Here is a 13,596-nt window from a genome sequence, read left to right on the forward strand (position 1 = left end):
GGCTCTTCTTCCGGCCACGAACCTCACTCCGTGATTGTAAAAGCCTCCTCGAACCAATGCTCTTCGAGGTTGGGCCCGGCTCCAATTCGGTCGACCACCGCAAAAAGTCCGGGTGCATGAAGCGGGGTCAGTACGCCATGCCAAGTGTTGCGATGATAATTCACGCCCTGCCCGGGCGTCGTTTTGAAGGCGATTGGCTGTCCTGGCCTGCCGTCTTGGTCCGGGGCGACAACCACAACAAAAGGCTTATCGGACAAAGGCAGAAACGCCTGACTGCCATCTGGGTGGCGCTCGACCATTTCCAGTTTGATCGGAAGGCTAAAGGCTTCGGACTGAAACACGCTGATCCCAGCGCGTCCGTCGTTGAAATCCAAAGTGGCCCGATCGTGGTACCGCGCACACTTACCCTGATTGATGAATTTATCCACTTGGCCCGCCACCTCGATGACATCTCCAAATGGTGAAAAAGCCTCTGACGTCAGGGGCTGGAGTTTCAAGGCGACTGTCATTCCGAAAACTTCTCGATCAGGCGAAGTTCTGCAATCCGCTCAACCTGTCGGCAGGCTTCGGCAAATTCGGTGCCGCGGTCGCTATCAATGCGACGGTGAAAGGCTTCCAAAATACTGGCTTTCGAATTGTCCTTGACCGCTATGATGAACGGAAAGCCGAATTTTGAAGTGTAGGCCTCGTTCAGCGCCGTGAATGTTGCGCGCTCTTCATCGGTCAACATATCCAGACCAGCCCCGGCCTGCTCCGCCGTACTTTCCTTTGTCAGACGTCCAGCAGCCGCAAGCTTGCCCGCCAAATCAGGGTGGGCCGTCAGGACGCCGAGGCGTTGTTCCGCAGTTGCAGATCGGAACACCCGCGCCAGCGCATTGTGAACACCTGCAGCATTGTCATGCGTCGGGCCCAGCTCCAGAGCAAAGGCACCTTCGGCAATCCATGGGCTGTGTTCGAACACACCGCCAAATTCAGACACAAAGGTTGGCTGATCCATTTCTGAAGGGGTTAAGCCTTGCTTCGGTGGGTGCTCATTTGCCCAGTGGTCCGCAATCTGTTCGCGTGTGGCAAACCAGACACCGTCATGTTTCATGAAATGCTCCAACGCACGTTTCAGCGCCATTGCGCGGCCAGGTCGGCCAATCAACCGGCAGTGCAGACCAATTGAGAGCATCTTCGGCGCACCCGCCTCGCCTTCGGCATAGAGCATATCAAAGCTGTCTTTCAGATAGCTCTCGAACTGGTCGCCATTGGTAAATCCGGCCTGAATCGCAAAGCGCATATCATTGCAATCCAGGGTATAAGGCATGATCAGTTGATCCTTGCCCCCGGCCTTGGTCCAGTAAGGCAAATCATCAGCGTAGCTGTCGGCAATATAGGCAAAGTCGCCTACCTCAGCTGCCAGATCGACCGTATTCATAGAACAGCGCCCCGTGTACCAACCGCGCGGCGGCTGGCCCGTGATCTCTGTGTGCAGCCGGATTGCTTCACGAATCTGGGCGCGCTCTTCTTCTGCGTCCATGTCCTTGTGTTCAATCCATTTCAACCCGTGGCTGGCAATCTCCCATCCCGCGTGCTTCATCGCTGCAACCTGCGCAGGTGCGCGGGCCAAAGCGGTGGCAACACCATACACAGTGACTGGCAAGTGCTGTAAAAGATTATGAACCCGCCAGAACCCGGCGCGGCTGCCATATTCGTAGATCGACTCCATGTTCCAGTGTCTTTGCCCTGGCCAAGGGGCCGCTCCGGTAATCTCGGACAGAAACGCTTCGGATGCCGCATCACCGTGCAGAACGTTGTTTTCGCCGCCCTCTTCATAATTCAGTACGATCTGAATCGCGATTTTGGCATCATTTGGCCAGTTTGCTTTCGGCACTTCTTTACCGTAGCCGGTCATATCTCGTGGATAACGCGTCACATCAATTTCCTTCTTCTTCTTTTGATCAATACCCCAGATAATTTGAGATGTTTTTCAAAAAATACAGAAAGCAGCTTCGAATAGACAGCCTTTGCCACCTGGGAAGAAATCAGATTAGTAACTGAATAACTTGAGGAGTAGCACAAATGACCGGTTACCTTACAACACATGTTCTGGACACGGCGCGGGGTTGCCCCGCTGAAGGATTGAAAGTCGAACTGTTTCGGATTGAGGGTACGGAACGTACTTTGCTGAAAACTCTGACCACCAATGACGATGGCAGGACGGACGAACAAATCTTGCCCGGGGCCGAGTTTTCAACCGGTGAATACGAACTGATCTTCTATGCCGGAGAGTATCTCGATGCCTCTGGCACCCCGCCTGAGGACCCACGTTTTCTGAACGTGATACCGATCCGGTTTGGAATGTCCGAACACTCGCACTATCACGTGCCGCTGCTTCTTTCGCCCTTCGGGTACTCGACCTATCGCGGTAGCTGAGCGGCCTATCGAGACGTATTTGATGCGGCAATCGATGATCCAATGCGTTCTATAATGAACTCCATGAAAAGTCGCGTTTTGGGGTCCTGCATCCGACGGTGCGTAAACAGGCACGCCATCTGAATTGGTTCCGGGGGCGTTTTTACCGCCACTGGAACTAGGTCTCCGGCTTTAAGATGCTGAGCAATCTCAAATATCGGCTTTAACGCGATACCGTGACCGGCAAGTGCCCAATCCGTCAATACGTCGCCATCGTCTGACTCGTAACGTCCAGAGACGCGGAACCGTTTTGGTCCCTCATCAGTTCTCAGCAGCCATTGAAACTCGGTCGCACCCGGAAACCGCAAATTGAGGCATTCGTGCTGATCGGCGATAAGATCATCGCCGCTTTCGGGCTTCCCACGTTTTTTTATGTATTTCGGAGAGGCACAAAGAACTCTTTCAACATCAGCAATCTTGCGAATACGCAGATTGCTGTCCTCTGGTTGACCAAGAAAAAACGCAAGATCCAAACCTTCAGTGGTCAGGTCCACCTTTCGATCCGTCAACCTTAGCCTAACATTCACCTCCGGGTATTCGGCCAGGAACTTTGGCACCTGCGGCGCAATCAATCTTCGTCCAACGCCCAATGGCGCTGCCACGTATAGTGACCCTTTCAGGTTCTCTGTAATATTGACGATTTGAGCTTCAGCGCGATCGACCGCTTCAAGTATCTCTGCGGCCCCGCGATAGAAAGATTTCCCCTGCTCAGTCGGCGTCAGGCTGCGTGTTGTACGCTGAAACAAGCGCACTCCAAGATGCTCCTCCAGTTGCGATATTCGGGCCGACGTTACGGCCGGTGAAACCCTAAGGTCGCGGCCTGCAGCAGACATGCTGCCCAACTCGTAGACCCGGACAAAAGTTCTGATGTTATCAAGGTAAGACATTTTTTTGCATTTTTTGATACTGCTTGGTCTTTACCAGCAATACCAGAATAAAACAGTCTAGCATAGAGTTGCCGGAACCAAAGAATCTTGGGAGCAAAGCCATGTATGACCTTGCCGTAATGTGGGAATGGATCGCATTTTCCGTCCGCTGGCTGCACGTAATCACCGCAATGGCGTGGATTGGGGCATCATTCTACTTTATCGCGCTGGACCTCATGCTAAAGCCGAACCCCGCTCTGCCGGACGGGGCCTACGGTGAAGAATGGGAAGTACATGGGGGCGGTTTCTACCACACCGTCAAATATCTGGTGGCGCCAGCCCGGATGCCTGAACATCTGACCTGGCACAAATGGCAAAGCTATACAACGTGGCTCTCGGGAGCGGCCTTGCTCATGATCATCTATTGGGTCGGCGGCGAGTTGTTCCTGCTTGATCCGACCAAAGCGGACCTGGCGCTGTGGCAGGGGATTCTGATCTCAGGCGGATCGCTGACGATTGGTTGGCTGCTCTACGATCAGATGTGCAAATCGAAGCTGAGCGATCACCCAACTGTTCTGATGCTGCTGTTGTTCTTAATCCTCGTGATCATGTCCTGGGGCTACAACCAGATCTTCACGGGTCGCGCCGCGCTTTTACATCTTGGCGCCTTCACCGCGACGATCATGACAGCGAATGTGTTCTTCCAGATCATGCCAAACCAGCGGATCGTGGTCGAAGACCTCAAGGCCGGCCGGACGCCTGACGCCAAATACGGCAAGATCGCCAAGGTACGCTCTACGCACAACAACTATCTGACTTTGCCGGTCGTGTTCCTGATGCTGTCGAACCACTATCCGCTGGCTTTCGGTACCGAATATTCGTGGATCATAGCCAGCCTGATCTTCCTGACTGGCGTCACCATCCGTCACTACTTCAACACTATGCACGCAACCGGGAAGGGCCCGCACTGGACCTGGGCTGTCACGGTTCTGCTTATGGTCGTAATCGCCTGGCTGTCTTCGGTCAGAAACGGAGAGACATGGGAAGACGCCGAAGCACGTGAGCTGACGCCATATGAGCAGAAATATGCGTCAGCCGCGGGGTTCGAAGAAGCTTACGACACAGTCTTGGGCAATTGCTCAATGTGCCATGCCCGCGAACCGGTATATGGAACGATGAAATGGGCTCCAAAAAAGGTTTACCTTGAAACACCCGGTGACGTTGCCCGCCAGGCCGACCAGATCTATCTGCAGGCCGGGATTAGCCACGCGATGCCTCCACCATCAGCGGTTCAGATGGACGAAGATGCGCGTCAAACAATCATCGCATGGGTGCGTGAAGTCAGGGATCAGTAGACGCCTCATATCCGAGAAATGACAAAACTGGGTTCTTTGGCCCAGTTTTTTTTGTCATTTGAAGCTACGCAAAGAACCGTTTGCTGTGTTGCGCAATATGTTCCACGAAAAGACGCACCTTGGGGTCCTGAAGTTTTTTGTGTGGATAGAGACATCCGAAAATTGTCGGCAAAGGTGGCGTCTCTGGTAGGACCTCCACCAATCGACCATCGTCGAGATATTCCCGCACGTCAAAGCGCGGCTTGTTGACGACTCCCTTGCCTGCCAAGGCCCAGTCGGTCAGCACATCTCCATCATCTGCATCGTATTTGCCGCGAACCTCGAGTTTTCGTGGGCCCATATCGGTTCGGAGGGTCCAGAAATATTCCGGAGACCTTGGATAACGCAACAAAAGGCAGTTGTGGGGCGCATACAACAGGTCGTCTGGTGTCTTGGGTGTACCAAACTTTGATAAGTAATCGGGCGAGGCACATAAAATACGATCACAATCTGCGAACTTCCGCAGTTTCATCGTGGAGTCGCTGGGCTCACCAATGAAAAATGCGATGTCTAAACCATCAGCCAATATGTCCACCTTGCGGTCGGACAGGCGCATCCGAATCTCTGTTTCCGGGTAAAGATCCGAGAAATCCGGGACCAGAGGCGCAACTATTCTGCGCCCGACACCCAGCGGCGCGGTGATACGAATGGCACCTCGGGGGGCGTCGGAAAAGCTGGCGACACGCGCTTCGGCGTGATCAAGCGCCAGCAAGACGGCTTTAGCTTCATCATAAAAAACCGTCCCGACTTCGGTCGGAGTCATCGACCGGGTCGTTCTATTGAACAGCCGCACGCCCAAATGGTTCTCAAGTTCTTTCAAACGTTTGCTGGCCACGGCCGGGGTCAAACGCAGGTCGCGCCCCCCTGACGTGATACTGCCCAGCTCCATCACTCTGACGAAGACACGCAGGCTTTCAATGTACGACATTTGATCCTCCCGATGGGGAAAGACTGCGCCAAGTCATTTCCTTTTTCAACGATCCGTTGAAAGTATTTGCCGATTCTGACAATTTTCTGACCCAATCGTTGCTTCTATGGTCCTCCCCGATCACCCGTCGAAAGACTGGGCAAAGGGAGAATACCATGACGCATCGCACCGACATCCAGTTTGTCCTCAACGGCAAGGATGTGTCCGTCCCAAGCGTATCGGCAGACCAGACACTTCTGGATTTCCTGCGTTTGGAACGTCGACTGACAGGAACGAAAGAAGGCTGCGCCGAGGGCGATTGCGGTGCATGTACCGTACTTGTCGGACGACTTGGCGACGGTGGTTTGACCTATGTTCCGGTGAATGCCTGTATCCGGTTTCTTGCCTCTGTCGATGGCTGTCATGTCGTAACGGTGGAACACCTGTCTGGCCCGGACGGTCGTCTACATCCAGTTCAGCAGGCGATGATCGATCATCATGGCAGCCAGTGCGGGTTCTGCACACCGGGTTTCGTCATGGCACTATACGCGCTTTGGATGCAAACCCCCGAGCCGACCGAAGCGCAGGTCGAAACCGCGCTGCAGGGCAACCTGTGCCGCTGCACCGGGTATGAACCAATCATCCGCGCCGCCGTCGCTGTCAGCCGCTATGGTACCCCGGCATCGGATCACCTGAATATTGAACGAGATGCCATGACCGCGCGTTTGGCGGCCCTCAAAGACGGACGGCGTGTTGTATCCGGACCCGAGGATAGCCTGAGCATCCTCCCGTCCAGTGTCGATGATCTTGCCGAGTGTCTGCAAACCTATCCAAATGCCACGATCGTTGCTGGCGCCACGGATGTGGGTCTTTGGGTGACCAAGTTCCTGCGCAACATCGGGCCCGCTATTTTCACGGGTCACCTCGAAGACCTGAAAACCGTCAAAAGACAGGGTTCCCTCCTCCTGATCGGTGCTGGCGCCAGCTACACCGATTGCCAGGACCTCCTGTCAGAGCACTTGCCACACCTGTCCTCCTACTGGGATCGCATCGCAGGGTGGCAGGTGCGTAATATGGGAACTGTCGGCGGAAACATCGCCAACGGTTCACCCATCGGGGACACGCCGCCGGTTCTTATCGCGCTTGGGGCGGAAATTACGCTGCGACGTGGTTCAGACAAGCGAACTGTGCCTCTCGAGGAATTCTTCATCGATTATGGCAAGCAAGATCGCCAACCCGACGAATTTGTCGAAAGCATCCGTGTGCCCCTGCCCGGGTCCAACGATCTGGATGCAGCCTATAAGATTTCGAAGCGCCGTGATGAAGACATCTCTTCCGTGGCTGCCGGTGTCCACATGACGGTTACCGACGGAGCTATCAGCAACGCCCGCATCGCATTCGGCGGCATGGCCGCCACGCCCAAACGCGCAACTGCCGCCGAAGCGGCACTAAACGGCAAACCATGGACGCGTGAAAGTTTTGAAGCGGCGGCGCTGGCGCTGACCGAGGACTACAAACCTCTGACAGATTGGCGAGCGTCTTCCGACTACCGAATGCTCACCGCACAAAACCTGCTGCGCCGGTTCTTCCTTGAAAACGACGCCCAGACCGACACCCCCGTTCAGCTGGCTTTCGCCTAATAGGGAGACGAAAAGATGAAAGATTACGTTTCCATCATTGGGGCGGCCCACACCAACGTGAACCACGACAGCGCGATCAAGCATGTCACAGGACGGGCTGATTACACTGACGACATTGCTCAGCCCGAAGGCACCTTGCACGCATACCTTGGTGTGTCCGACGTCGCGCATGCCAAACTGATGGGCATCGATTTCACTGAAGTGCTGGCCACGCCTGGGGTCGTGGGTGTCCTGACCGCTGACGATGTACCGGGGGCCAATGACATCAGCCCAACACACCTGAACGACGAACCGGTTTTCCCGACTGACGCTATTCAGTTTCACGGACAACCTTTGTTCGCTGTGGTTGCCGAAACCCGCGACATCGCGCGCCGCGCTGCGGAATTGGCGAAGATTGAATACGAAACACTGCCCCATGCGCTGGACCCGATCGCCGCGCAGGAGGCCGGATACCCGCATGTCACAGCACCGCTCAAGCTTGAGCGCGGTGACGTTACCCCAGCACAGGCGACCGCGCCGAACCGGATCAAGGGCCGGATGAATGTCGGCGGCCAGGATCACATGTACCTCGAAGGTCACATCGCCTTTGCCATTCCGGGCGAAGACGACGAGGTGGTCGTGCATTGCTCGACCCAGCACCCGTCTGAGGCGCAGCATATGGTGGCGCATGTTCTTGGGGTGCCGTCCAACGCGGTTGTGGTCAATGTGCGCCGCATGGGTGGAGGATTTGGCGGCAAGGAAAGCCAGATGAACCTGTTCTGCGCCGTTGCAGCTATGGCCGCCAAAAAGTGGAACCGCGCCGTTAAAATCCGCCCCGACCGGGATCAGGATATGACCGCAACCGGCAAACGCCATGACTTTGTCATCGACTACGATGTCGCCTTTGACGACGATGGCCGCATTCAGGCCGTCGAAGGCAGTTTTGCCGCACGCTGCGGGTTCTCGGCGGACCTGTCCGGCCCCGTGACCGACCGGGCGCTTTTCCATGCGGACAACGCCTATTTCTATCCGAATGTGCGCCTGAACAGCCATCCTATGAAAACCAACACCGTTTCGAACACTGCGTTCCGTGGGTTTGGCGGGCCGCAAGGCGTGATCGCGGCAGAGCGGATGATCGAAGAGATTGCCTATGCCACCGGACAAGACCCGCTGGATGTGCGCAAGGCCAATTTCTACGGCACCGAGGACCGCAACATAACCCCGTACCACCAAGAGGTCGAAGACAGCATCCTCGACCGGTTGGTCGGAGAGCTGGAAGAGACGTCCGAATACCGCAAGCGCCGTCAGGACATCATTGAGTTCAATAAAACATCGCCGATCCTGAAAAAAGGCATCGCGCTGACACCCGTCAAGTTTGGCATCTCCTTTACGGCGACCTGGTACAATCAGGCCGGTGCGCTGGTGCATGTTTACAATGACGGTTCGATCCACCTGAACCACGGCGGCACTGAAATGGGGCAAGGCCTCAACACCAAGGTTGCGCAGGTCGTGGCCGAGGCGTTTCAGGTTGATTTCAGCCGGATCAAGATTACCAAGACGACGACGGAGAAGGTTCCAAATACCTCAGCCACTGCGGCCTCCAGCGGAACCGATCTGAATGGCATGGCGGCGCTGAACGCCGTCGAGCAAATCAAGGAACGTCTGGTAAAATTCGCCGCTGAAAAATGGGATGTCGCCCCCGAGGACGTGACCTTTCACGCCAATCAGGTGCATATTGGCCAAGAGGTTCTGCCGTTCGATGCGTTCATCAAGCAAGCCTATCTGGCGCGTGTGCAGCTGTCGGCAGCCGGGTTCTACAAAACGCCGAAAATCCACTGGGATCGCGCAAAGGGGCAAGGCCGCCCGTTCTACTACTACGCCTATGGTGCGTCATGCTCCGAGGTGACGATTGACACCCTGACTGGTGAGTACCGCGTCGACCGTACAGATGTGCTGCACGATGTCGGGCGCTCGTTGAACCCTGTGCTCGACAAGGGGCAGGTCGAAGGCGCGTTTATTCAGGGCATGGGATGGCTGACCACCGAAGAGCTTTGGTGGGATGATGCCGGTCGGCTGCGCACTCATGCGCCGTCCACCTACAAGATCCCGCTGGCGTCCGACCGCCCGCGCATCTTCAATGTGAACCTCGCTGATTGGTCGGAGAACCGCGAGTTGACGATCAAACGGTCCAAAGCGGTTGGCGAGCCGCCGTTCATGCTGGGCATTTCGGTTCTCGAGGCTCTGTCGATGGCCGTGGCCTCGGTTGCCGACTACCAGGAATGCCCGCGCCTTGACGCTCCGGCCACCCCTGAGCGTGTGCTGATGGCTGTTACACGGCTGCAAGAAGGTTCCTAAGCCATGGCTGCCCCGGGTTCCCTGAACGAATTTCTGTCCGCTCAGCGTTGCGTTATCCAAGTCGCCCTTACGCGTGTGCGCGGGTCTTCTCCGCGCAATGAGGGGACAGAGATGTTCGTGGCTCCGAAGGCGCTTTGGGGAACAATTGGTGGCGGGCAATTGGAGTTCATGGCTATCAATGCCGCGCGGGACATGCTGCGTGACGGCACGCTGCACCAGAATTTGGATGTGCCTCTTGGCCCTGAAATCGGGCAATGCTGCGGTGGTCGCGTCGAATTGAAGCTGACTCGTATGCGTGTGTCAGACAAATGGGCAGCAACGGAACGTGCTGCCCGGCGGGACGAAGCTTTGCCACATGTCTATGTGATGGGCGCGGGCCACGTGGGGCGCGCTTTGGCCAATCAGCTTCAGCATCTGCCAGTGCGCTGCATCCTCGTCGACACCAGACCCGAAGAGGTCGAACTTTGCACAGCCAATGTCGAAACCCGCGTCAGCGCAATCCCCGAGACGGATATCTGGGGTGCGCCTGCGGGCAGCGCCTTTATCGTTCTGACTCACGATCACGGGCTTGATTTCCTGCTGACATCCGCCGCGCTGGAACGTCAGGACGCCGCTTATGTGGGGATGATCGGGTCCGCCACCAAGCGGGTCAAGCTCAGAAACTGGGCGCACAAGAACTGTGACGGACAGTCAATCGAACATTTGAAATGCCCCATCGGGGCTAGCGGTAGCCGCGACAAGCGGCCCAGCGTCATCGCCGCCTTCGTGGTGGCCGAGGTGATGGCTGAATTGACCTCTGAAACTGCCGCGACCGCCCTGACCGGGGCAACCCAAGCGCCCCTGGTGGGCCACCATCACGACCGGAAAGGGAGATCGGCCTGACATCCGTCAGGCCATTCCGGTCACATCAGAGGAGGAGACCGTCATGGACGGGAGGACCTACGACTACAAGCTGTTTACCCGCAGCGATTTCAGCGCTTTCTGGGCGCTGTTTACCGACAACCTAGTAAATTTGCTGATCCTGTCAGGGGTCTGCCAGTTCGTGTTTCAAATGCCCGCGGAAATCGTCTTTGGCCGCATCGTTCCCGGTGCCGCCGTCGCGATTTTGGCCGGTGTCGCCGTCTACACATACCTCGCCAAATGGGCCGCTACTGCTCAAGGTAAAGATGTAACCGCATTGCCTTACGGTATCTCGACACCGGTTATGTTCGTCTACCTGTTTGGTGTTATCGGACCGATCTATTGGGCAACCAATGACCCGATGCTTGCATGGCAAGTGGGTATCGGAGCCGGTTTCATGGGCGGCATCGTTGCGGCCTTGGGCGCCATCGTTGGGCCATACCTCAAGCGGATCACACCCCGCGCCGGTATGCTGGGTACGCTTTGCGGCATCGCCTTGGTCTTCATCGGTTCAGTGCCACTGGCCGAAGTTTTCGAAAACCCCATCATTGGTTTTACTTCGCTGCTGTTCATCCTCTGGGGCCTGATCGGTCGTTTCCGCCTCCCGCGCAACGTCCCTGCAGGTCTGGTTGCGATTGCTGCAGGTACGGTAATCGCTCTTATCCTTGGTGAGTCCAAGATCGACGTGAGCGGCATCGGTTTCTATCCGCCGATCCCCTATATCGGCGACCTCATTGCCGGTGTGCAGTACCTCTTCGCAAACCCCGAACTGTTTCTGGTGCTGATCCCTGTGCAAATCTACAACTTCATCGAAACGATGAACAATGTGGAGTCGGCCGAGGCCGCAGGTGACCACTACCCGGTCGGACTGTGCCAGGTCACAGATGGCGCGGGCACGATGCTGGGCGCGCTGTTTGGATCGCCCTTCCCAACCACGGTTTACATCGGTCATCCGGCTTACAAACGGCTTGATGCACATGCAGGTTACATCGTCGGCGTCGCCGTCGTGATTGCCGCTGCTGCGTTCCTAGGCTTCCTGTCTTTCCTTGCGGGCCTTATCCCGATTGCCGCAGCTGCTCCGGTACTGGTCTTTGTCTCAGTTAGCCTGATCACCAATACAGCCTGGGCTGTGAAGCCGATGCACATGGCTGCAGTATCCTTTGCGATCCTGCCCCACATCTCGGCTTTCCTGATGGTTAAGTGGGGATCACTGATGAACGCGTTGCGTAGCACCGGTGTCGAAGGCTTGCCCTCGCTGGGTGACGAAGGTCTGACCGCAGCACTACTGATGGAAGGTGCTCATTACGAAGGTCACTTGGCGCTGAGCCAAGGCGCGATCATCACCGGTCTGGTCTGGGGTGCAATCGTGGCTGACGTGATTGACGGCCGTTTCCGGATGGCAGGGGCGTTTGCTGCCGCTGGCGGGCTGATGTCTGCCGTAGGGATCATTCACTCCTACACACTGCAGATGCCTCAGTTCGACGGAATCACCATCGGCTACCTGATCATTGGTGCGTTCCTCTACGTTTACCCAATGTTCGCGCCCAAAGAGGACCTGGAGCATCGCGTCATCGTACCGGATGAGCCCGATCTGATCGACGACGACTCGCCTGCACAACAGGCCTGATCCTTAAAGGGGCAGTCGCACGACTGCCCCCTACCCCTCCATTCCGCTATAACGAGACCCTCAATGACACAGAGATTGCTTCGCGGTCGTCTGCTGACCTTTCATCGCGAACCCCAAAGTGGCGAAGACACCGGCGCTTATACTTATCTTGAAGACGGCGCCCTGCTGATACAGGACGGGATCATCCAAGACACTGGCCCCTTCACCGAGATCAGCGCGAAAGCTGGGGATGTACCGGTGACGGACCATCGCCCCCACCTGATGATGGCCGGATTCATCGACACACACATTCACTTCCCGCAAGTTCAGGTGATCGCCTCGTGGGGCGCGCAGCTTTTGGACTGGCTCAACAACTACACCTTCCCGGAAGAAACCCGATTTGCCTCGGACGAGCACAGTGCACTAATGGCACGCGCGTTTTTCGATCAGCTTGTCACACACGGCACGACGACTGCGGTTGCCTATTGCTCGGTCCACAAGACATCGGCGGATGCGTTTTTCACCGAAGCGACCAAACGAAACATGCGCATGCTTGGCGGCAAGGTACTGATGGACCGCAATGCGCCCGACAGTCTGCAGGACACTCCGCAGACGGGGTACGATGACACCAAGGCCCTGATTGCGGACTGGCACGGCAAGGGCCGCAATGGTTATGTCATCACACCTCGATTTGCGATCACGTCCTCGCCCGAACAAATGGCGATGGCGCAGGCGTTGGCGCAAGAACATCCCGACTGCCACATTCAGACTCATCTGTCGGAAAACAAGGACGAGATCGCCTTTACCAAGCAGCTTTACCCGCAGGCGCGCGACTATCTGGATGTCTACCAGTCCTATGGTTTGCTGTCGCAGAAAACGCTTCTTGGTCACTCCATCCACCTTGAGGCGCGCGAAATAGATGCGCTCGCGGAAACCGGTGCGCACCCCGTATTCTGCCCAACCTCAAACCTGTTCCTTGGCAGTGGTCTTTTTGACCATGGAGGGTTGAAAACGCGCGGCATCTCTAACGGCATCGCGACAGATGTTGGCGCTGGCACCAGTTATTCGATGCTCCAAACTCTCAACGAGGGCTACAAAATTCTGCAATTACAGGGACTTTCCCTGCATCCCCTTCAGGCCTTCCATTGGGCGACACTCGGCAATGCAAACGTTCTTGGGTTGGAGGATAAAATCGGAAACCTGAGCCCCGGAACCGAGGCAGATATCGTCGTTCTAAACGCACGCAGCACTCCTGCCATGGCCTTGCGCATGGACCGCGTGGATAGTCTTGCAGAAGAGTTATTTGTTTTGCAGATGATGGGGGATGACCGCGCGATTGAGGAAGTCTACATCTCAGGAGCGCCAAGCACCGGAACCCGACCAAATGTGCCGAACGAGAGCTTCGCAAATACTCCGGCCATGACGCGGACGTGACATGCAGTAGAGGAAGCACAGTTCGGTCCAACGTTTGGAAAGTACAGAGAAGTCGCAT

11 protein-coding genes are annotated in these 13,596 nt (G+C 56.3%); 7 read left to right on the forward strand and 4 right to left on the reverse strand.

Annotated features, from left to right (window positions below; translation table 11 throughout):
- Window positions 1–23: 23 nt before the first annotated feature.
- A complete protein-coding gene (locus tag GOW93_RS03370; protein ID WP_170381636.1) occupies window positions 24–509 on the reverse strand; it encodes an ureidoglycolate lyase in 486 nt (161 codons plus the stop codon).
- Window positions 506–1,918 (reverse strand): allantoinase PuuE, encoded by a 1,413-nt coding sequence (gene puuE / locus GOW93_RS03375; protein ID WP_368039632.1) that lies wholly within the window; start codon window positions 1,916–1,918, stop codon window positions 506–508. Before puuE ends, GOW93_RS03370 begins: the two co-directional genes overlap by 4 nt.
- Before the next feature lie 146 nt (window positions 1,919–2,064).
- On the opposite strand from puuE, the gene uraH reads away from it, so the two are divergent.
- Window positions 2,065–2,418: a hydroxyisourate hydrolase gene (gene uraH, locus GOW93_RS03380; protein WP_170381637.1), complete on the forward strand. Its 354-nt coding sequence runs from the start codon at window positions 2,065–2,067 to the stop codon at window positions 2,416–2,418.
- Window positions 2,419–2,423: 5 nt separating this feature from the next.
- On the opposite strand, the gene GOW93_RS03385 is transcribed toward uraH, so the two are convergent.
- On the reverse strand, window positions 2,424–3,344 hold the full coding sequence (locus tag GOW93_RS03385; RefSeq protein ID WP_170381638.1) for a LysR family transcriptional regulator: 921 nt from the start codon (window positions 3,342–3,344) through the stop codon (window positions 2,424–2,426).
- A 101-nt stretch (window positions 3,345–3,445) separates the two neighbouring features.
- On the opposite strand from GOW93_RS03385, the gene GOW93_RS03390 reads away from it, so the two are divergent.
- Window positions 3,446–4,678, forward strand: coding sequence for a urate hydroxylase PuuD (locus GOW93_RS03390; protein ID WP_170381639.1), 1,233 nt, complete (start codon window positions 3,446–3,448; stop codon window positions 4,676–4,678).
- Window positions 4,679–4,742: 64 nt separating this feature from the next.
- Here GOW93_RS03390 and GOW93_RS03395 read toward each other — a convergent pair whose 3' ends face one another.
- On the reverse strand, window positions 4,743–5,645 hold the full coding sequence (locus tag GOW93_RS03395) for a LysR family transcriptional regulator (protein ID WP_170381640.1): 903 nt from the start codon (window positions 5,643–5,645) through the stop codon (window positions 4,743–4,745).
- Window positions 5,646–5,800: 155 nt separating this feature from the next.
- On the opposite strand from GOW93_RS03395, the gene xdhA reads away from it, so the two are divergent.
- The 5 genes from xdhA (at window position 5,801) to guaD (ending at window position 13,538) form a co-directional block, all read left to right on the forward strand.
- Entirely contained in the window at window positions 5,801–7,264 is a 1,464-nt protein-coding gene (xdhA, locus tag GOW93_RS03400; RefSeq protein WP_170381641.1) for a xanthine dehydrogenase small subunit, read from the forward strand.
- 15 nt (window positions 7,265–7,279) lie between these two features.
- Entirely contained in the window at window positions 7,280–9,598 is a 2,319-nt protein-coding gene (gene xdhB / locus GOW93_RS03405) for a xanthine dehydrogenase molybdopterin binding subunit (protein ID WP_170381642.1), read from the forward strand.
- Between the two features lie 3 nt (window positions 9,599–9,601).
- Window positions 9,602–10,480 (forward strand): xanthine dehydrogenase accessory protein XdhC, encoded by an 879-nt coding sequence (gene xdhC, locus GOW93_RS03410; protein ID WP_170381643.1) that lies wholly within the window; start codon window positions 9,602–9,604, stop codon window positions 10,478–10,480.
- A gap of 43 nt (window positions 10,481–10,523) precedes the next feature.
- Window positions 10,524–12,125, forward strand: coding sequence for a xanthine/uracil/vitamin C permease (locus GOW93_RS03415; protein WP_170381644.1), 1,602 nt, complete (start codon window positions 10,524–10,526; stop codon window positions 12,123–12,125).
- A gap of 63 nt (window positions 12,126–12,188) precedes the next feature.
- A complete protein-coding gene (gene guaD / locus GOW93_RS03420) occupies window positions 12,189–13,538 on the forward strand; it encodes a guanine deaminase (protein ID WP_170381645.1) in 1,350 nt (449 codons plus the stop codon).
- The last annotated feature ends 58 nt before the right edge of the window (window positions 13,539–13,596 follow it).

Source organism: Ruegeria atlantica, assembly GCF_013032455.1.
Lineage (GTDB): Bacteria > Pseudomonadota > Alphaproteobacteria > Rhodobacterales > Rhodobacteraceae > Ruegeria > Ruegeria atlantica_B.